Origin of the sequence: Streptomyces sp. NPDC050674, from assembly GCF_040654575.1 — a bacterium.
GTDB lineage: Bacteria > Actinomycetota > Actinomycetes > Streptomycetales > Streptomycetaceae > Streptomyces.
Window position 1 is genome coordinate 90686 of sequence record NZ_JBFAIG010000014.1, and the last position, 17475, is coordinate 108160.

21 protein-coding genes are annotated in these 17475 nt (G+C 72.6%); 10 read left to right on the forward strand and 11 right to left on the reverse strand.

The window, feature by feature from the left end:
- Window positions 1-14: 14 nt before the first annotated feature.
- A complete protein-coding gene (locus tag AB0I06_RS23230; RefSeq protein WP_363120752.1) occupies window positions 15-998 on the forward strand; it encodes a small ribosomal subunit Rsm22 family protein in 984 nt (327 codons plus the stop codon).
- Between the two features lie 46 nt (window positions 999-1044).
- Here the strand turns inward: AB0I06_RS23230 and AB0I06_RS23235 are convergent, their stop codons facing one another.
- The gene (locus AB0I06_RS23235; RefSeq protein ID WP_363120753.1) at window positions 1045-2391 is read right to left on the reverse strand and encodes a S28 family serine protease; all 1347 of its coding nucleotides are present in this window, start codon (window positions 2389-2391) and stop codon (window positions 1045-1047) included.
- A gap of 132 nt (window positions 2392-2523) precedes the next feature.
- Window positions 2524-2733: a DUF6243 family protein gene (locus tag AB0I06_RS23240; protein WP_363120754.1), complete on the reverse strand. Its 210-nt coding sequence runs from the start codon at window positions 2731-2733 to the stop codon at window positions 2524-2526.
- Window positions 2734-2840: 107 nt separating this feature from the next.
- Here AB0I06_RS23240 and AB0I06_RS23245 point away from each other — a divergent pair, with 107 nt between their 5' ends.
- On the forward strand, window positions 2841-3485 hold the full coding sequence (locus AB0I06_RS23245; protein ID WP_363120755.1) for a TetR/AcrR family transcriptional regulator: 645 nt from the start codon (window positions 2841-2843) through the stop codon (window positions 3483-3485).
- On the opposite strand, the gene AB0I06_RS23250 is transcribed toward AB0I06_RS23245, so the two are convergent.
- On the reverse strand, window positions 3464-4321 hold the full coding sequence (locus AB0I06_RS23250) for a glycerophosphodiester phosphodiesterase (protein WP_363120756.1): 858 nt from the start codon (window positions 4319-4321) through the stop codon (window positions 3464-3466). The genes AB0I06_RS23245 and AB0I06_RS23250 overlap by 22 nt on opposite strands.
- Before the next feature lie 207 nt (window positions 4322-4528).
- Here AB0I06_RS23250 and AB0I06_RS23255 point away from each other — a divergent pair, with 207 nt between their 5' ends.
- Window positions 4529-5269, forward strand: coding sequence for a bifunctional DNA primase/polymerase (locus tag AB0I06_RS23255; protein ID WP_363120757.1), 741 nt, complete (start codon window positions 4529-4531; stop codon window positions 5267-5269).
- A gap of 34 nt (window positions 5270-5303) precedes the next feature.
- Here AB0I06_RS23255 and AB0I06_RS23260 read toward each other — a convergent pair whose 3' ends face one another.
- The 4 genes from AB0I06_RS23260 to efeO form a co-directional block, all read right to left on the reverse strand.
- The gene (locus AB0I06_RS23260; protein WP_363120758.1) at window positions 5304-6296 is read right to left on the reverse strand and encodes a hypothetical protein; all 993 of its coding nucleotides are present in this window, start codon (window positions 6294-6296) and stop codon (window positions 5304-5306) included.
- 125 nt (window positions 6297-6421) lie between these two features.
- The gene (gene efeU, locus AB0I06_RS23265; RefSeq protein ID WP_363120759.1) at window positions 6422-7255 is read right to left on the reverse strand and encodes an iron uptake transporter permease EfeU; all 834 of its coding nucleotides are present in this window, start codon (window positions 7253-7255) and stop codon (window positions 6422-6424) included.
- Between the two features lie 4 nt (window positions 7256-7259).
- Window positions 7260-8495, reverse strand: a complete 1236-nt coding sequence (gene efeB, locus AB0I06_RS23270) for an iron uptake transporter deferrochelatase/peroxidase subunit (RefSeq protein ID WP_363120760.1) — start codon at window positions 8493-8495, stop codon at window positions 7260-7262.
- Window positions 8496-8497: 2 nt separating this feature from the next.
- Window positions 8498-9646, reverse strand: a complete 1149-nt coding sequence (gene efeO / locus AB0I06_RS23275; protein WP_363120761.1) for an iron uptake system protein EfeO — start codon at window positions 9644-9646, stop codon at window positions 8498-8500.
- A 163-nt stretch (window positions 9647-9809) separates the two neighbouring features.
- On the opposite strand from efeO, the gene AB0I06_RS23280 reads away from it, so the two are divergent.
- Window positions 9810-10454, forward strand: a complete 645-nt coding sequence (locus tag AB0I06_RS23280) for a PhzF family phenazine biosynthesis protein (protein ID WP_363120762.1) — start codon at window positions 9810-9812, stop codon at window positions 10452-10454.
- Window positions 10455-10552: 98 nt separating this feature from the next.
- Entirely contained in the window at window positions 10553-10762 is a 210-nt protein-coding gene (locus AB0I06_RS23285; protein WP_363120763.1) for a hypothetical protein, read from the forward strand.
- 74 nt (window positions 10763-10836) lie between these two features.
- Here the strand turns inward: AB0I06_RS23285 and AB0I06_RS23290 are convergent, their stop codons facing one another.
- Together AB0I06_RS23290 and map are read right to left on the reverse strand one after the other, a co-directional pair.
- The gene (locus tag AB0I06_RS23290; protein ID WP_363120764.1) at window positions 10837-11484 is read right to left on the reverse strand and encodes a biliverdin-producing heme oxygenase; all 648 of its coding nucleotides are present in this window, start codon (window positions 11482-11484) and stop codon (window positions 10837-10839) included.
- A 103-nt stretch (window positions 11485-11587) separates the two neighbouring features.
- Window positions 11588-12445, reverse strand: a complete 858-nt coding sequence (map, locus tag AB0I06_RS23295; protein WP_363120765.1) for a type I methionyl aminopeptidase — start codon at window positions 12443-12445, stop codon at window positions 11588-11590.
- Window positions 12446-12503: 58 nt separating this feature from the next.
- Between map and AB0I06_RS23300 the strand changes: the two genes are divergently transcribed.
- On the forward strand, window positions 12504-12734 hold the full coding sequence (locus tag AB0I06_RS23300; RefSeq protein WP_363120766.1) for a hypothetical protein: 231 nt from the start codon (window positions 12504-12506) through the stop codon (window positions 12732-12734).
- An 86-nt stretch (window positions 12735-12820) separates the two neighbouring features.
- Here the strand turns inward: AB0I06_RS23300 and AB0I06_RS23305 are convergent, their stop codons facing one another.
- Window positions 12821-13423 carry a hypothetical protein gene (locus AB0I06_RS23305; protein WP_363120767.1) on the reverse strand — a complete coding sequence of 201 codons (603 nt, stop codon included), beginning with the start codon at window positions 13421-13423 and terminating at the stop codon, window positions 12821-12823.
- A 118-nt stretch (window positions 13424-13541) separates the two neighbouring features.
- On the opposite strand from AB0I06_RS23305, the gene AB0I06_RS23310 reads away from it, so the two are divergent.
- The 3 genes from AB0I06_RS23310 to AB0I06_RS23320 all read left to right on the forward strand — a co-directional run bounded on the left by AB0I06_RS23310 (window position 13542) and on the right by AB0I06_RS23320 (window position 15663).
- Window positions 13542-14615 (forward strand): sialidase family protein, encoded by a 1074-nt coding sequence (locus AB0I06_RS23310; protein WP_363120768.1) that lies wholly within the window; start codon window positions 13542-13544, stop codon window positions 14613-14615.
- Between the two features lie 38 nt (window positions 14616-14653).
- The gene (gene npdG / locus AB0I06_RS23315; protein WP_363120769.1) at window positions 14654-15373 is read left to right on the forward strand and encodes an NADPH-dependent F420 reductase; all 720 of its coding nucleotides are present in this window, start codon (window positions 14654-14656) and stop codon (window positions 15371-15373) included.
- Between the two features lie 83 nt (window positions 15374-15456).
- A complete protein-coding gene (locus AB0I06_RS23320; RefSeq protein ID WP_363120770.1) occupies window positions 15457-15663 on the forward strand; it encodes a hypothetical protein in 207 nt (68 codons plus the stop codon).
- Between the two features lie 4 nt (window positions 15664-15667).
- Here the strand turns inward: AB0I06_RS23320 and AB0I06_RS23325 are convergent, their stop codons facing one another.
- Window positions 15668-16468, reverse strand: a complete 801-nt coding sequence (locus AB0I06_RS23325) for a site-2 protease family protein (RefSeq protein ID WP_363120771.1) — start codon at window positions 16466-16468, stop codon at window positions 15668-15670.
- 103 nt (window positions 16469-16571) lie between these two features.
- On the opposite strand from AB0I06_RS23325, the gene AB0I06_RS23330 reads away from it, so the two are divergent.
- Window positions 16572-17330 carry a DUF6578 domain-containing protein gene (locus tag AB0I06_RS23330; RefSeq protein ID WP_363120772.1) on the forward strand — a complete coding sequence of 253 codons (759 nt, stop codon included), beginning with the start codon at window positions 16572-16574 and terminating at the stop codon, window positions 17328-17330.
- The last annotated feature ends 145 nt before the right edge of the window (window positions 17331-17475 follow it).

The following is a 17475-nucleotide window of genomic DNA, read 5'->3' on the forward strand; positions in this document are numbered from 1 at the left end:
CGTAGAATCGCCGGGTGAACGCCCCCGCACCTCCGGCCGAAAACCTCCGTGCCGCCCTCGCCGGTCTGCTCGACGGGCTGCCGCCCCGGCAGGCCTCGCAGGCGGTCGAGCGGCTCATCGCCAGCTACCGGGGGGCCACCCCGACCGACGCCCCCATCCTCCGGGACCGGGCCGACGTCGCCGCCTACGCCGCCTACCGGATGCCCGCGACCTTCGAGGCGGTGCGCTCCGCGCTGGAGGCCCTCGCGGACGCCGCGCCCGAGTGGGTGCCCGGCGGGCACACCGACCTCGGTGGCGGCACGGGCGCCGCGGCCTGGGCCGTGAACGCGGTCTGGGGCGGTCGGCGGCCCGTCACCGTCCTCGACTGGGCCGAGCCCGCGCTCGCCCTGGGGCGCGAGATCGCCGCGGCCAACCCGGAGCTGAGGGACGTCCGCTGGCAGCGTTCCCGGATCGGGGCCGCCCTCACCCTGGACAGCACGGACCTCGTCACCATCTCCTACGTCCTCAACGAGCTGACCGCCCCCGACCGCACCGCCCTCGTCGACGCGGCCGCGGCCGCCGCACAGGCCGTCGTGGTCGTCGAACCCGGCACCCCCGACGGGTACGCCCGTCTCATCGAGGCCCGCGACCGGCTGATCACCGCCGGTTTCCGTATAGCAGCCCCCTGCCCGCACAGCGCCGCCTGCCCCATCGCCCCCGGCACCGACTGGTGCCACTTCTCCGCCCGGGTCAGCCGCTCCTCCCTGCACCGCCAGGTCAAGGGCGGCTCCCTCGCCTACGAGGACGAGAAGTTCGCCTACGTCGCAGCCGCCCGCTTCCCCGTCGCCCCCGCTCCCTCCCGGGTCGTCAGGCGCCCCCAGATCCGCAAGGGGCAGGTCCTCCTCGACCTGTGCGAGAGCGAGCCGTCCCTGCGCCGCGCCACCGTCACCAAGCGCCACGGCGACCTGTACAGGGCCGCTCGGGACGCCGACTGGGGAGACGCCTGGCCGCCGTCGTGACCAGGCCGTGTCCGCCCTCCGGACGGAGGGACTTCGCGGGCACGACCTAGCGGCGACCCGCCCAGCGGAACAGCGCGTCCCGCGCCCACGCCCGGTCGGCGGGGGACAGGTCCGCGATGCCGGCCCCGTGATTGCCGCCCGGCGCCCACAGCAGCCGTGAGTCCGGCCCGCCGGGGCGGAAGTGCTCGGCGACGGCCGGGTCCTGGGTGCCGTTGACGAACAGCAGCCTGCTGCCACGCCGCCGGACCCAGCGGTCGATGTCGGGCATCGCGTCCCGGTCGAAGCGCAGTGGGATGTCCCGGGGGACGAAACTGCGCGGCTCGGCGGCGCCCGGGTGGCGGAGCAGGTCGGTGAGGTGGGCGGTGGGGAAGCCGCCGTACCCGAGCTGGGTGCCGATCTGGTACCAGTACGGGATGTAGTGCCGGGCGGTCGTGTCGGCGTACAGGGCCAGGCCCGCCGTGTCGTCCAGCCAGGTGTACAGCTCCTCGGGCGTCGCCCCGGGGCCGGGGATCGCGGCGACGTCGGCCGGGGTGCCGCGCTGCCAGAACATGAACGGCGCGCGCAGCACGGCGATTTCGAGGGCCTTGTCGGCGCCGCCGACGAGCCGGAAGGTGTCGCCGGTGGCGTCCGCCCAGGCCTGGTAGCGGGCGGCCAGCTCGGCCCGGCGCAGCAGGATCGCCCGCTGGGCCGCCTTCAGGGCCTCCCGGGCGGCGGGGGTGCCGACCGTCTCCAGGAACCGCGAATACGCGGAGTCGTCGCGGTCGTCGACGTTGTTCGGGGCCGAGTGGACGACCGTGCCGGCTACGTCATGGGGGTGGAAACGGCGGTGGTAGACGGTCGCCATGCCGCCCTTGCTGCCGCCGGTGGAGATCCAGGCGCCGGGGTAGAGCCGTCGGAAGAGCCGTACGACGCGGTGGTGGTCGTCGGCCGCCTGGCGGATCGTGAGGTGGGCGTAGCCGGGGCCAGCGGGGCGTGAGGCGCCGAAGTAGCGGTGTTCGACCTGGAGTTGGTTGGCGCCGAGCAGGACCGCAGCTTCCGTCCGACGGGGGGTGAGGACCGCCTGGTAGCCCGTGCTGAACAGCACGGTGGGGCGGTCGGCTGCGGTGTGGAGCAGGGTGAGGCGCTGCTCGAAGGTGCCGGCGGCGGGGTCGGTGTGGTCGACCGGCTGGCGCAGGCCCAGGACGAAGTGCCGGTATCCCGGTTCGGCGTCCTGCCGCTCCTCGACCAGGCGCAGTCCGGGCAGCGCTCGCAGGGCGTCGGCCACGTCGAGGTCCCCGGGGCGGGCCGCCCCGGCCGCCGCCCGTGCGGGTGTCGCCGCCGTGCCGGCGAGACCCGCGGCCGGGACGACCGTGGCCGCCGAGGTGAGCAACCGTCGCCTGGTCCATACGGTCATGAGCCGAGTCCTCCCGGGTGTCCGTGGGGCGGGTGTCCGCCGGTCGCGTGGCGCGACCGCCTCAGTACATCCGCCGGAGCACCCGGGAGGATCCCGCACGCGGGGGTGCGCTCTCCCTCGCACGGGGGAGGCTCACGAGACCTCGCCGGCCGTGCCCTCCTCCTGTGCTCCCCGCTGCTGTCGTTTCTCCTGGAGCCTGCGCAGCAGTTCGCGCTTCTGGGCCTGCGGGTCGAGACCACCGCCGATCCGGTCGCCCCGGCCGCCGCCGCGCAGCGCCCTGCGGCCGAGGTTCTGGCGCGATCCGCCGACACCCAGCATGTTTCCGGCTCCGCCTCGGGTCATCTCGGACTCCTTCCCTGGGACCTTTCGCGACGAGACGGTTCGTCTCGTGCGTATGCGCTCCACTGTGCGCGAGACGCTCCGTCTTGTCAACCTGATAGATTCGAGCCATGGCCGCCCAGAAGTCCGCCCAGCACGCCGCCCCCGGCAAGCCCGCCCCCGACTCCACCCGGCGCAGCGATAAGTCCCGCCGCGCCATCTACGACGCCGCCCTCGCGCTCGTCGTCGAGGTCGGCTACCCGAAGACCACCATCGAGGGCATCGCCGCCCGCGCCGGTGTCGGCAAGCAGACGATCTACCGCTGGTGGCCGTCCAAGGCGGACGTGCTGATGGAGGCCTTCCTCGACCTGGCCGGCCAGTCCACGGGGGAGGCCGGGCCGGCGCCGTACGCCTTCCCGGACACCGGCGACCTCGCCGCCGACCTCAAGACCGTCCTGCGGGCCACGGTCGACGAACTGCGGGACCCGAGGTTCGAGGCGTCCATGCGCGCGCTGGCCGCCGAGGGCGTCGTCAACGAGAAGCTCGGACGCGAGCTCGTGGCCAAGCTGATGCAGCCCTCACTCGACCTCTACATCGCCCGGCTGCGCGCCGCACAGGACGCCGGGCAGGTACGGCCCGAGATCGACCCGCGCATCGCCCTGGAGTTCTTCGTCTCCCCGCTCGCCCAGCGCTGGCTCCAGCACACCGGCCCGATCTCCCACGAGTACACCGACACCCTCGTCGACTACGCCCTTCACGGCCTGGCCCCGCGCTGAGCCGCCCGGGCCAGGCGCCCCGGCGCGTCCGTGATCACCCCGCCGCAGCCCAGCGCCAGCACCCGGTCCCGCTGGGCGTCCGTCACCACGGTGTGCGCCCACACCCGCGCGATCCCCGAGTTCACCGCCCGCATCAGATCCTCGTCGCGGGCCCGGTGGTCCACGTCCAGCAGGTCCACGAACGACCGCCAGCGCTCGGGGCGGTCCGTGCGCAGCTGCTCCGCCGAGCGCCACACCTGCGAGAGCAGTCCGAGGCGGTGGACGCGCCGGGCCACCTCGGGGTCGTTGGAGTTCACGAAGACCGAACGGGTCAGGCCCCGGGCCCGGATCAGCTCGGCCAGCCGGTCCAGGCCGCGCGGGTCCTTCGCCTCCAGCATCAGCACGATCCGCCCGCCGAAACGATCCAGCACCTCGGCGACCGTCGGCGGCCGCTCCGACCGCCAGCTCCCGGGCAGCCGGTCCTTCGGGCGCAGCCGTACGCCCTGCCACTCCCGGGCGTCCAGCGCGCGCACCGCGCCGCCCAGGTACGTGGTGCGGTTCAGGGTCTCGTCGTGGAACACCACCGGCGTGCCGTCGCGCAGCAGCCGTGTGTCGAAGTCCAGCACCTGCGCCGTCCCGCGCGCGTAGGCGGCGGCCAGCCCGGCCATGCTGTTCTCCGGTACCTCACGGGCCCCGCCGCGGTGCGCGACGTACGTGATCCGGGGCAGGGCCGCCACGGTCAGCGGACCCCTGCCCCACTCCAGCGGGGCCGGGGCGCGGCCGCCGGGTCCGGTGAGGGTCAGCGAGACCACGGAAGCCACGGAGGCCAGACCCGTCAGCGCGATCCTTGTGACCATGGCGACCACGGTAGGGCGCCATGTCATGGCAAAGCGGGCAATGACACCCGATCATGCCCGGAGCGGTGATCGCCGGTTCTCCTCCCATCGGACGCCCGGTGTACGTTGCGTCCCTCCTGTCCTGGATGTGGGCACTGGCCCCCCGGTGCGCGGGAAGATGGGACCATGAGGCATGCTGTTCGGCACGACGGCGAGGCGAGGGGATAGATGAGCGCGGAGTTCGGCGGCCGGACCGGCCTGCAGGGCAAACTCACCCAGTGGCTGCGCGCCGGGCGCCGGCCGAAGGAAGCCGCCGGGGACGGCGGCCGTGAGGCCCTGCTGCTCGCCGCCGCCGACGCGGGACTGCCTCTCGCTCCCGCCGCCCACCCCTCCGGGTACCGCTGCTCCTGCGACCGGGTCGGCTGTCCCACTCCCGCCCGGCACCCGGTGTCCTTCGCCTGGCAGACGCAGTCCACCACCGACCGCGGCCAGATCGAGCGCTGGGCCCGCCATCAGCCGCAGGCCAACTTCATCACCGCGACCGGCATGGTGCACGACGTCCTCGACGTGCCCCTCGATGCCGGTCGCGACGCGTTGGAGCGGCTGCTCGCCGCCGGGATCGAGGTCGGACCGGTCGCCGAGAGCGACGACGGGCGCCTGCTCTTCTTCACCCTCACGCGTGGTACGCCCGAGGACGAGGACGAGTGGTGGCCCTGCGAACTGGACTGCCACCCCGAGACCATGGACGAGCACCCCGGGCTGCGCTGGCACTGCCGGGGCTCCTACGTCCTGGTACCGCCGGCGCGGCTGCCCGGTGAGGACCGGGCGGTGCGCTGGGTGCGCGGGCTCGAGCACCCGCTGCCGGATCCGCTGAGCCTGCTGGAGGTGCTCACGGAGGTCGGTGGACGGTACGCCGACGAGGACACCGACCACGCCGCCGGGGCCGCCTGGCCCACACGGCGGCACTAGAGCCGGTCGGCGACCTGGCCGCAGGGCCCTCGGGCTACGAGCCCTCCGCCGCGGTGAGGCCCTGGATGCGGCCCAGGATCGTCACCTTGCCCTGGCCCTTGGGGTCCAGTGCCACCTCGTTGGAGACGAACTCCATCGTGAGGGACTGCTTGATCTCGCCCTTCGTCAGGGCCAGGACGTCCTTGCCGGGCGTGGGGACCGAGGTGCCCGCGTACGCGGTCTGCTTCTCGTAGTGGCGCGTGGTGAAGAACACCAGCGCCCCGCCGTCCGCCGTACGCAGCGCCAGCGGCGCGTAGTCGCCGTTCGTCAGCGGATCGTCGATGTACTGGGTGACCATGCCCGGCTTCTTGGAGTTCTTCTTGCGCAGGGCGCGCCACTGGCTGGTGTGGGCGCCGTCCGCGAAGGCCGCACCGCCGCTCTTCAGGTACGTCGCGTAGGACCGGCTCAGGTCGGCGGGGCCGACGGCGAGGCCGGCAGAATCGGCGGGGACGGCCTCGGCCCAGCCGTCGGCGTCCTTCTTGAACTGCGGGACCTTGCCCGGGGCGACGAGCGTCAGGTACGCCACCTGGAACGGTTCGTCGAGGCCGCTGCGGGTGAACACCAGCAGCCAGCGGGCGTCGCCGCCCTTGTTGCCGGCCGCGTCGGCGACGAACCAGCGGGGCCAGCCGGCCTTCTTGGGGATGGTGAACTTCGCGTCGGTCAGCTTCAGCGGGGTGTGGTTCGGGTTGCCCGCCGGGTTGTTCGCCTTCCCGGCCTTCAGACGGGCCGAGTCGATGTCGGCGAGGGCGCCGGTGGTGTGGTCGGCGTCCAGGGTGCCGTCGTAGGCCTTGTCGGCCTCGTTGTACGCGGTCGTGAACTCCTGGAGGGCCTCGGCGGCTTCGGCGCGGGTGGTGGACGGGAGGATCTCCCGTTCGCCGTGCACGACGACACATCCACTGGCCGTCAGCGACAAAGCGGTCACCGAGGTCGCTATGAGGGCGCTCCGGGCGGGCCTGCGGAGCGTACGAGGGTCGCGATCCCTGGTCATCGGGTACCTTCACCTTCCCCTTTCCGGAGGCGAACCCTACCGGGTGCCTCCGGCGGTCGGGCCGCGGGTGGGGTGGGGGTGCGTCTGCTTCGCTTTGAGCCGGGTGGGGGGTGGCGCGGGTGGGCTCAGGCCTTGTCGCGTACCGGAGTTGGTGTCGTGATCCGGGCCGGGGCCAGGAACAGGGCCAGGGTCGGGATCAAGTACAGGAGCCAGACCGCTACTTGGAGCGTGGTGGGGTCGGGCTGGAAGTTGAAGACGCCCTTCAGGAGCGTGCCGTACCAGCTGTCCGGGGGGATCGTGCCCGAGATGTCGAAGGCCTTGTCGGTGAGGCCCGGCAGGAAGTCGGCCTCCTGGAGGTCGTGGAAGCCGTAGGCGAGGACTCCGGCCGCGACGACCACCAGCATGCCGCCGGTCCACGTGAAGAACTTCGCCAGGTTGATGCGCAGCGCACCCCGGTAGAACAGCCAGCCCAGCAGGACCGCCGTGAGGAGGCCCAGAGCGACGCCGAGCAGCGGGCGCGGCGTGCCGTCGCTCGCCGCGTGCACCGACGCCCAGACGAACAGGGCCGTCTCCAGGCCCTCCCGGCCCACGGCGAGGAACGCCGTGGCGACCAGCGCGCCGGTGCCCATCGCGAGGGCGGCGTCGAGCCGGCCGTGCAGTTCCGACTTCAGGTGCCGGGCCGTGCGGCGCATCCAGAACACCATCCACGTCACCAGGGCGACCGCGAGGATCGACAGGGAGCCGCCGAGCGCCTCCTGCGCCTGGAACGTCAGCTCCTGGGAGCCGAATTCGAGGGCGCAGCCGAAGCCGAACGCGAGGGCGATCGCGACGGCTATGCCGGCCCAGATCGGCTTCAGGGCGTCCCTGCGCCCGGTCTTGACCAGGTAGGCGATGAGGATGCAGACGACGAGGCTGGCCTCCAGGCCCTCGCGCAGACCGATGAGGTAGTTGGAGAACACCGGCTCAGGCCTCCTTCGAGAACAGCGTCCGGCCCCACCAGTCGTCCTTGTCGCGGACGCCCGGCGGGACGGCGAAGATTGCCGAACCCACGTGCTGGATGTACTCGTTGAGCGCGTCCGCGGCCAGGCTGCGCTGGATCGGGATGAAGCCCTTGCGGACGTCGCGCTGGTAGGCCAGGAAGAACAGGCCCGCGTCCAGGCGGCCGAGGCCGTCCGTGCCGTCGGTGAAGGAGTAGCCGCGGCGCAGGATCGTCGCCCCGTGGTTGCTGTCGGGGTGCGCGAGCCGGACGTGCGCGTCAGGCTTCATCGCCTTCAGGAACGGCTCGTCGCGCTCCTTGGCCTTGCCGACCGGGGCGCCCTCGCCCTTGTCGCGGCCGAAGATGTCCTCCTGCTCCTGGAGCGAGGTGCGGTCCCAGGTCTCGATGTGCATGCGGATGCGGCGGGCCACGAGGTAGGAGCCGCCCCGCATCCACGCCGGGTCGTCCTTCTCGTCCACCCAGACGAACTTCTTCAGGCGGCCCGTCTCCGTGCCGGCGATGTTGCGGGTGCCGTCCTTGAAGCCCATCAGGTTGCGCGGCGTCTGCGCCTCGGGCGTCGTCGAGGACGTCTTGCCGAAGCCGAGCTGCGACCAGCGGATGACGACCTTGCCGAAGCCGATGCGGGCCAGGTTGCGGACGGCGTGCACCGCGACCTGGGGGTCGTCGGCGCAGGCCTGGACGCACAGGTCACCGCCGCTGCGGCTCTTGTCGAGGTTGTCGCCCGCGAACTTCGGCAGGTCGACCAGCGCCTCCGGGCGGCGGTCCGCGAGGTCGAACTTCTCGAACAGGGACGGGCCGAAGCCGATCGTGAGGGTCAGGCGGGAGGGCTTCAGGCCGAGCGCCTCGCCGGTGTCGTCCGGGGGCGCCTCGGCCAGGCCGCCGAACGCGCCCTCGCCGACGGCGTGTCCGGCCGTCATGCGCCGGGCGGCCGCCGTCCAGTCCTTCAGCAGCTGGACGAAGGCGTCCCGGTCGTCGGTCGTCACGTCGAACGCGGCGAAGTGCAGGCGGTCCTGCACCGGGGTGGCGATGCCCGCCTGGTGCGGGCCGTGGAAGGCGACCGCCGAGCCGGCCGGTTCGGCGTCGTCCTCGGTGCGGGCCATCGCCACCGCTCCGCCTGCCGCGGCGGCGCCGAGTGCCAGGCCCGCGCCACCCCAGCCGAGCAGGGAACGGCGGCTGGGGGAGGGGGAGTTGGTGTCCGTCATCGCTACTTCACCACGGCCGCGGCGAGCTTCGACAGCGGCTCCGCCAGGGCGTTGACCGCGTCGGAGAGCTCCTTGCGGTCGGCCTTGCCCACCTTGTCGTAGGAGGTGAAGTCGTACGACGCCGGGTTCGGGCGGTACTTCTCGAGCAGCTTGTCCAGGGCCGCGAACTGCTCGTCGAGTTCGGTGACGAGAGCGGCGTCGTTCTCCTTGGCGACCGGCTTCAGCAGGTCGTACGACTTCTGCGCGCCCTCGACGTTGGCCTTGAAGTCGACCAGGTCGGTGTGCGAGTAGCGCTCCTCCTCGCCGGTGACCTTGCCGGTGGCGACCTCGTCGAGGAGTTCCTTGGCGCCGTTGGCCATGGATGTCGGGGTGATCTCGGCCTTGCCGACCCGGTTCTGCCAGTCCTTCAGGTCCTTGATCAGCAGGTCCGCGAGGTCCTTCTCGCGGTCGCCGATCTTCTTGTCCTGCCAGAGGGCCTTTTCCAGGCGGTGCCAGCCGGTCCAGTCGGTGGCCGGGTCCTGGCCGTCCTCCAGGCCGTCCTCGCGGAAGTCGACCTTGGGGTCGATGTCGCCGAACGACTCGGCGACCGGCTCGGTGCGCTCCCAGCCGATGCGGGAGGGGGCGTAGGCCTTCTTCGCCGCCTCCAGGTCACCGTCCTTGACGGCCTTGGCGAACGCCTCGGCCTTCGGCAGCGTCTCGTCGGCCTGCTGCTGCGCGTAGGCCCGGTAGGCCGCGACGGCCTTGTCCAGGCGGGGGTCGCGCTGGACGGCCTTGCCGCCGGTCGCCTTGACGGCCTGGCGGATGCCGTCGCCCTTCATGCCCGGCTTGCAGGCGATCTGGTACTCGCCGGCCTTCACCTCGGCCGTGACGCGCTGCTTGGTGCCGGGGCCTATGTTCTCCCGCTCGGTGACCACACGGTCGTCCGGGAAGAGGACGTAGACCTCGGTGACCTTGGAGCCCTTGTTCTCGACGGCCAGCTCGACGTGCCCGGCCGGGAACTCCTTCTTGGACACCTCGCACTTGTCGTCCGTCGCCGTCACGTTGATCACGTGGTCGCCGTCCTTCGCGTCGCTCTTCTCGGTGCAGCCGGTGACGGCGGCCAGGGCCGCCGCGGCGGCGATGACGACGGAAGCGGGACGGGCGGGTCGCATGAAGGCTCCAGGAGGGAAGTAGGTGAGGCTCACCTAAGACAGCGCACATAAGGATGACCTAAGTGGCTCAAAATCGCCGCAATGATTGGGTCAAGGGACGGTCAAAGGTCGCATCACGGGCCCCACGCCGCTGCCGCGCCCCCTGACCGGCGAGAATGCCCCCGTGACTGACTACGACGTGCTGCGCGTCTTCTGTGGGCCCAACGGTGGGTACGGCAATGAGCTCGGGGTCGTGCGCGAAGGGTCCGTGATGCCCGGCCGGGACGAGCGGCAGGCGTTCGCCGCCAAGGTCGGCTTCAGCGAGACCGTGTTCGTCGACGACCCCGAGCGCGGCGTGATCGACATCTACACCCCCACGCTGCGGCTGCCCTTCGCCGGGCACCCCTGCGTGGGGACGGCATGGCTGCTCGACGTGCCCGAGCTGGTCACACCGGCGGGGGTGGCCGGGGCCCGGCAGGACGGGGAGTTCTGCTGGATCGAGGCACGGGCGGAGTGGGTGCCGGAGCGGACGCTGCGCCAGTACGGCAGCGCCGCTGAGGTCGACGGCCTGGCCGTACCGCCGCCAGGGGAGTGGGTGTACGCCTGGGCGTGGGAGGACGAGTCCGCCGGGCGGATCCGGGCCCGCGCCTTCCCCGGCCGGGGCGACGGCATCGACGAGGACGAGGCGACCGGGGCCGCCGCCCTGCTGCTCACCGACCGGCTGGGCCGGGCCCTCAACATCACCCAGGGCGCGGGCTCCCAGATCCTGACCGCGCCCCAGCCGGGCGGCTGGACCGAGGTCGGCGGGCGGGTCCGCCTCGAACGCTGACCCGGGTGGATCGCGTCCGTACGGGTGGAACAGCGTGTGCACAGCGCGGTGAACGGGGACCTCTGGGCGTGACCAAGCACCACCGCGAGAGGAATCTCATGCGCATTCGATCCGCTCTGGCCGTCGTCGCCCTCACCGCCGCCCTGTCCGCCACCGGTGCGGTGACGGCCTCCGCCGACGACGACGGCCCGGAGTACCGCAACGACCACCACGTGGCGTGCAGCCCGTACTTCGGTGAGCTCGAGGCCGAGACCGCCGAGATCGAGTGGGGCGGGGCCGTCTGCCACAACGGTCCGTTCGACATCTGAGCGCACCCGTCCGGCCGGCTCCCGAGCCGGGACCGGGGCCCCCTCGCCGTGCGCGAGGGGGCCCCGCCCGTTTCTCACGCCGTCAGGGGGAACTCCTCGCCCAGCGCCTCGAACAGCCCGTTGTTCAGCTCGTACGCCCGCTTGCACTCCGCCACGATCCGCTGCCGCTCCAGCTCGTCGGCGGGCACCGCGTCCAGCAACGCGCAGTAGGCCCGCTTGAAGGCGGCCGGGTTGGGGATCTCCTCGAAGACGTAGAAGCGGACCCCGTCGCCCTTCTTCGCGAAGCCCCACGTCTTCTCGGCCGTGTCGCGGATGATCTGCCCGCCGGAGAGGTCGCCGAGGTAGCGGGTGTAGTGGTGGGCGATGTATCCGGCGGGCCAGGTGCGGACGCAGGCGGTGATCCGCTCCGCGTACTCCAGCGTGGCAGGCAGCGCGTCTGCCGTCGCGCGCCAGCCGGGCCCGCGCAGATGCTCCAGGTCCCGCTCCAGCGCCGTCAGGCGGAACAGCTCCGGGCGGACGAAGGGACCGGCCACCGGGTCTCCGGCCAGCTGCCGGGCGCCGGACTCCAGGGCGCCGTAGACGAACCACAGCTGTTCCGTGTAGCGCGCGAACGCGTCGACCCCCAGTCGGTGTCCCAGCAGGTCGCCGATGAAGGCCGAGCCCCGCACTTCCTCGTGGTGCTCGCGGGAGGCGGTCCGAAGGAGCGAGGAGAAGGATTCCATGGGCGGACTTTTCCCGACGGGCTGTCGGTAAAAACCCGGCGGTCGGACGAACGGCCCGCCCTCGGAAGAGGGCGGGCCGTGGGGTATGCGGTGGGCGGTGGGGTTACGGCAGTGTGAGGATCTCCGCGCCCGTGTCGGTCACCACCAGGGTGTGCTCGAACTGGGCCGTCCGCTTGCGGTCCTTCGTGACGACCGTCCAGCCGTCGTCCCACATGTCGTACTCGTGCGTCCCCAGCGTCAGCATCGGCTCGATGGTGAACGTCATGCCGGGCTGGATGACCGTCGTGGCGTGCGGGCTGTCGTAGTGCGGGATGATCAGGCCCGAGTGGAACGACGTGTTGATGCCGTGCCCGGTGAAGTCCCGGACCACCCCGTAGCCGAAGCGCTTGGCGTACGACTCGATGACCCGGCCGATGATGTTGATCTGCCGGCCCGGCTTGACCGCCTTGATCGCCCGCGCCAGCGACTCCCGGGTCCGCTCCACCAGCAGCCGCGACTCCTCGTCGACGTCACCCACCAGGTAGGTGGCGTTGTTGTCGCCGTGCACACCACCGATGTACGCCGTCACGTCGAGGTTGACGATGTCGCCGTCGCGCAGCACCGTCGAGTCCGGGATGCCGTGGCAGATGACCTCGTTGACGCTGGTGCACAGCGACTTCGGGAAGCCGCGGTAGCCCAGCGTCGAGGGGTAGGCGCCGTGGTCGCACATGTACTCGTGCGCGACCTTGTCCAGCTCGTCCGTGGTCACCCCGGGGGCGATCAGCTTCGCGGCCTCCGCCATGGCCCGGGCCGCGATCCGGCCGGCCGCGCGCATCGCCTCGATGGTCTCGGGCGTCTGCACCTCCGGTCCGGTGTACGGCGTCGGCGCGGGCTTGCCGACGTACTCGGGGCGACGGATGTTTCCGGGCACGGAACGGATGGGGGACAGCTCCCCCGGGACGAGCAGCGACTGGCCAGACATGCCAGCGAGTCTAACCAGCGGCCATGGGGGAACATGACGATGGCGAGAGGAGCTGGTCATGGCCCTGTTCAAGAAGCGCACGGTCGGCAAGCCGGGTGAGTGGTACTACTGCCTGGAGCACAAGAAGGTCGAGGAGGGGCCGGAGTGCCCCAACAAGGACCGGTTCGGGCCGTACGCCTCCCGCACGGAGGCCGAACACGCGATGGCGACCGCCCGTGAGCGCAACCTCCAGTGGGAGAACGACCCCAAGTGGCACGACGCCCCGGCGGGCGGGCGGGACGAGCGCTGATCCCACCGGCGCCCGGTGCCGCGGCAGTTGCGGCACCGGGCGTTCGTGACGTCCGGCGCGCCCAGCCCTGAGGGACGACCGCACCCTCACCAGCGGGCCGGTGGCGGTGCCGTCAGGTGTTCCGCCAGCCGTGCCACCCGGTCCCGCAGGCGGCGCCGCCCCCGCGGAGTCGGCAGCGCGTTCTCCCCGGCCGCCGCGCTGACCAGGTGCTGCACCGTGTCGAGGTCCAGCTCCGAGCCGTCGGGAACGGCCAGGGTCTCGTGCGCCACGGACGGCAGCTCACCCCGGTCCGGGCCGAGGGACAGGACCGTCGCACCGGCACGGCGGGCGTCGGAAACCCGCTCCAGGAGCGGCGCGGCGGGACTCCCGGGCGCGACCACCAGCAGGGTCTCGCCCCGCCGGGCCGCCTCCAGCCGGCCCAGGCCGACCGCCAGGTGCGCCGGGTCCGAGGGGCGGGCGGCGTGCCGCACCAGCGTCGGGGCCAGCTCGGGCGTGCCCGACCAGGCGGCCTCGTCCACCAGATGTGCGGCCAGATGCCACGGCTCGTACTCCGGGGTGCCGACGAGCAGCAGCCCACCCCCGTGCGACACCACCGAGCCGCGCAGCGCCCCGGCGAACCGCCGGGTGGCCCCCAGCCACTCCGTCCCGGCGAGGACCTCCCGCAGCAGTGCCACCCGTACCGCATCCATGGCACCGCATCCTGCCCCGACCGGTCACCCGTGACGTGACGTTCACCCCGTATTCGCCCGGCCTGGGTAGGCCGACCGGTCATCCGTACCGCCCTCGAACGACCGGAGGAACCCGCCGATGACCCGGACCAGCGTCCCCTTCCGCGCCGGACAGGAGGGATACGCCAGCTTCCGTATCCCCGCCGTCGTCGCCACCCGCACCGGTGACCTGCTCGCCTTCTGCGAGGGCCGGGTCGGGTCCCGGGACGACTTCGGCAACATCGACGTCGTCCTGAAACGCTCCTCGGACGGCGGCCGCACCTGGGGGCCACTCCAGGTCGCCGCGCGCAACGGCGACGCCCTGGCCGGCAACCCGGCCCCGGTCGTGACCGGCTCCGGCCGTGTCCTCCTGGTGCACGTGCGCAACGCGGCCTCCGCCACCGAGGACGCCATCCGGCGCGGCAAGGTGAGCGCGGCGGACGGACGCCGCGTCTGGGTGCGGCACAGCGACGACGAGGGCCGCACCTGGTCCGCGCCGAGGGAGATCACCCGGGACGCCAAGCGGCCCGAGTGGCGCTGGTACGCCACCACCCCCGGCCACGCGATCCGGCTGAGCACCGGCAGGATCGTCGTCCCCGCCAACCACTCCCTGCCGCCCACCGGCACGGACAACGGCACCGAGCCCCGGTACAACGGCGGCCACTGCCTGCTCAGCGACGACTCCGGCGCCACCTGGCGGATCGGCTACGTCGACGACGACACCGACGGCTACGTCAACGCCAACGAGACCACCGCCGCCGAACTCCCCGACGGCCGCGTCTACTTCAACACCCGCAACGACTCGCCCTCTCCCGGCACCCGCGCCGACGCCCACTCGGCCGACGGCGGGCAGACCCTGGTGAAGCCCTTCCGCCCGCAGGCCGGACTCACCGCCCCCGTCTGCGAGGCCGCCGTCCTCCAGCTGCGCGACCCCGACCTGCTGCTCTACTCCGGCCCCGCCGACCCGGGCTTCCGCGCCCTGATGACGATCCGGGCCTCCACCGACGGCGGCACCACCTGGCGCCCGGCGTACACGGTGGACGGCCTGCCCGCCGCCTACTCGGATCTCGTGCGGATCGACGCGGACACCGTGGGCCTGCTGTACGAGACCGGCGACTTCGGCGCCTACGAGACGATCACCTTCCGCCGGGTGCCCGTGACGGAGCTGACCTGAGCCGTGGAGGGCGGCGGCGCGGTCGTAGAGTCGGGGCCATGACCTCTACCGACAGTGCTGCCACCGCCAACGCCCAGAAGGCGCCCGCCAAGGACCCCTGGGACCTGCCCGACGTCTCCGGACTCGTGGTCGGGGTGCTCGGCGGGACCGGGCCGCAGGGCAAGGGCCTGGCCTACCGGCTCGCCAAGGCCGGCCAGAAGGTGATCATCGGCTCGCGGGCGGCCGACCGCGCCCGGGCCGCCGCCGAGGAACTCGGCCACGGCGTCGAGGGCGCCGACAACGCCGAGACGGCGCGCCGCAGCGACATCGTGATCGTCGCCGTGCCGTGGGACGGCCACGGCAAGACCCTGGAGTCGCTGCGCGAGGAACTGGCCGGCAAGCTCGTCGTCGACTGCGTCAACCCGCTCGGCTTCGACAAGAAGGGCGCCTACGCCCTGAAGCCCGAGGAGGGCAGCGCCGCCGAGCAGGCCGCCGCCCTGCTGCCGGACTCCCGGGTCACGGCCGCCTTCCACCACCTGTCGGCCGTGCTGCTCCAGGACCCGGAGATCGACGAGATCGACACCGACGTGATGGTGCTCGGGGAGGAGCGGGCGGACGTCGAGATCGTGCAGGCCCTGGCCGGCCGGATCCCCGGCATGCGCGGCATCTTCGCCGGGCGGCTGCGCAACGCCCACCAGGTGGAGTCGCTGGTGGCGAACCTGATCTCCGTCAACCGCCGCTACAAGGCGCACGCGGGGCTGCGCGTCACCGACGTGTGAGCCGGTGAGGTCCGTGGGGGACACTGGACGGCAGCAGCGGTACCAGCCGCGCCAGAAGTGTCCCCCGACAGGAGCCGACCGCCATGCCCCTCTTGCTCCCGCCCGACCCGGCCCGGCGACTCGCCCTCTACGCCCTGCTCGTCTGCGTCCTCGCCGTGGCCGCCGCCGTCGTCTCCTTCACACGGGGCAGCTTCCTGGGCATCGTGTGGGTGCTGCTGGCGGGCCTGTCGTCCAACATGTGCTGGTACTACGTCAAGCGCGCCAAGCAGCGGAAGTCCGTCAACGGCTGACCGGTCAGGGGGCCGCCGAGCAGAACTCGTTCGAGCCCTGCCAGAAGCGGTACAGCTCCTGGCCGCAGTACGTCTCGAAGTCGCTGATCCCGAGGGACTTCAGGATCGCGTCGATCACGTCGAAGAACACGCCGTTGACCGCCGGCAGCCACAGCAGGGCGAACACGAACAGCAGGCCGAACGGCGCGAACGGCTCCACCTGGCGCCGGACGCCGTACGACAGCCAGGGCTCGATCACCCCGTAGCCGTCCAGGCCCGGCACCGGCAGGAAGTTCAGCAGGGCCGCCGTCACCTGGAGCAGCGCGAGGAAGGCCAGCGCGAACCGGAAGTCGTTCGGCACGCCGTCCAGCGCGTCCAGCCAGAACGGGGCGGTGCAGACGACGGCGAACAGCACGTTCGTCAGCGGGCCCGCCGCCGAGATCAGGCTGTGCTTCCAGCGCCCGTGGATCCGCCCCCGCTCGATGAAAACGGCGCCGCCGGGCAGTCCGATGCCGCCCATGATCACGAAGATCACCGGGAGCACGATGCTGAGCAGCGCGTGCGTGTACTTCAGCGGGTTGAGGGTCAGATAGCCCTTGGCGCCGATCGAGATGTCACCGCTGTGCAGGGCGGTGCGCGCGTGCGCGTACTCGTGCAGGCACAGCGAGACGATCCAGGCGGCCGTCACGAACAGGAACACGGCGACGCCGGGCTGCTCGGCGAAGCCGGTCCAGGTCGCCCATCCCGTGACCGCCGTGACGGCGAGGATCCCGACGAACACGGGACTGATCCGCCGCTCGCTGTGGCGGGTGGTGGCGGTGGTCATGGGGCTCCCTGCACTCATCGACACGGGGTGGGACGGCCCGACAGTACTGGGCGCAGGTGAAAAACGTCTCGCGCGGGCGGTCGGTTCCGGGGAGGGTGGGGTCATGGGGCTCTGGCACGTGTACTACGAGGACTGGCAGATGGAGTGCTGCGGTACGCCGTTCTCGGTGGGGGACGAGGTGCGCTGGCCGCTGCTGCTCGTGGACCCGCAGACCGTGCTGGGCGGTGGCTGGCACGACCAGCTCACGCAGATCGCCGGGCCCGTGGAGGACGTGGGCGGCGTACGGATGGTCCGGGAGGAGACAGGCCTGCCCGTGGCCCTGGCGGCGGACCCCGACGCGGACGAGGACCGGCGCCCGGAGCCGGGAGGAGGGACCCGGGCGGCCGGGCTGCTGTCCGTCGAACGGCACGGCGCGAAGTGGCCCGAGGCCGGCGGACGGGTACGCGCCGTGCAGGTCGTGACCCAGACCTGGGCCGAGACGGAGCCGGGATCGCGCTCCTACGAGCCGGTGCCCGGGCAACGGCGGCTGCGGGCGGTCGGCCGGTGCCCGAAGTGGTTCACCGAGACCGAGGGGGAGCGGGCGGCGGACGGGCGGGGGCGGCGGTCCCGCGAGTCGGGGTTGCTGGTGACCCTGGACGTGCCGGGCACGGACTCCCGGCTCTCCCACGCGGTCCGCGAGACGCGGGGCATCGCCCACCAGGACGCGGAGCCCGGCGCGGAGACCCGGGACATCTCGGCGGCGGACCTGGCGGCCCTCCTGGACAGCCTCAGCACGCCGAGGAGACGCGGCCGGCCGGACCCCGCCGGGTGGCCGACGGGTTCGAGACCCGTGGCACGGGGCGGGACGAACGACGGCCCGTGACGGACGCGAAGGCGCGTGACGCACCTCCCCCCCGCCCACCCCGGGCCCCGCACGCCTCGCGGCCCCGCCGCCCCGCCGGCGTCCGGCGGCGAGCTCCGGGCGCGGCGGCAACCGCCCGCCCCTTTCCCCGCAACTGCCCGTCCTC

Coding starts and splice junctions, on each gene's coding strand:
- AB0I06_RS23250 (WP_363120756.1), bottom strand. CDS start 4,321: ATGGTCACAAGGATCGCGCTGACGGGTCTGGCCTCCGTGGCTTCCGTG.
- AB0I06_RS23305 (WP_363120767.1), bottom strand. CDS start 13,423: ATGGATGCGGTACGGGTGGCACTGCTGCGGGAGGTCCTCGCCGGGACG.
- AB0I06_RS23245 (WP_363120755.1), top strand. CDS start 2,841: ATGGCCGCCCAGAAGTCCGCCCAGCACGCCGCCCCCGGCAAGCCCGCC.
- AB0I06_RS23260 (WP_363120758.1), bottom strand. CDS start 6,296: ATGACCAGGGATCGCGACCCTCGTACGCTCCGCAGGCCCGCCCGGAGC.
- AB0I06_RS23325 (WP_363120771.1), bottom strand. CDS start 16,468: ATGACCACCGCCACCACCCGCCACAGCGAGCGGCGGATCAGTCCCGTG.
- AB0I06_RS23285 (WP_363120763.1), top strand. CDS start 10,553: ATGCGCATTCGATCCGCTCTGGCCGTCGTCGCCCTCACCGCCGCCCTG.
- AB0I06_RS23310 (WP_363120768.1), top strand. CDS start 13,542: ATGACCCGGACCAGCGTCCCCTTCCGCGCCGGACAGGAGGGATACGCC.
- npdG (WP_363120769.1), top strand. CDS start 14,654: ATGACCTCTACCGACAGTGCTGCCACCGCCAACGCCCAGAAGGCGCCC.
- efeB (WP_363120760.1), bottom strand. CDS start 8,495: ATGACGGACACCAACTCCCCCTCCCCCAGCCGCCGTTCCCTGCTCGGC.
- AB0I06_RS23290 (WP_363120764.1), bottom strand. CDS start 11,484: ATGGAATCCTTCTCCTCGCTCCTTCGGACCGCCTCCCGCGAGCACCAC.
- map (WP_363120765.1), bottom strand. CDS start 12,445: ATGTCTGGCCAGTCGCTGCTCGTCCCGGGGGAGCTGTCCCCCATCCGT.
- AB0I06_RS23240 (WP_363120754.1), bottom strand. CDS start 2,733: ATGACCCGAGGCGGAGCCGGAAACATGCTGGGTGTCGGCGGATCGCGC.
- AB0I06_RS23320 (WP_363120770.1), top strand. CDS start 15,457: ATGCCCCTCTTGCTCCCGCCCGACCCGGCCCGGCGACTCGCCCTCTAC.
- AB0I06_RS23235 (WP_363120753.1), bottom strand. CDS start 2,391: ATGACCGTATGGACCAGGCGACGGTTGCTCACCTCGGCGGCCACGGTC.
- efeO (WP_363120761.1), bottom strand. CDS start 9,646: ATGCGACCCGCCCGTCCCGCTTCCGTCGTCATCGCCGCCGCGGCGGCC.
- AB0I06_RS23255 (WP_363120757.1), top strand. CDS start 4,529: ATGAGCGCGGAGTTCGGCGGCCGGACCGGCCTGCAGGGCAAACTCACC.
- AB0I06_RS23330 (WP_363120772.1), top strand. CDS start 16,572: ATGGGGCTCTGGCACGTGTACTACGAGGACTGGCAGATGGAGTGCTGC.
- AB0I06_RS23300 (WP_363120766.1), top strand. CDS start 12,504: ATGGCCCTGTTCAAGAAGCGCACGGTCGGCAAGCCGGGTGAGTGGTAC.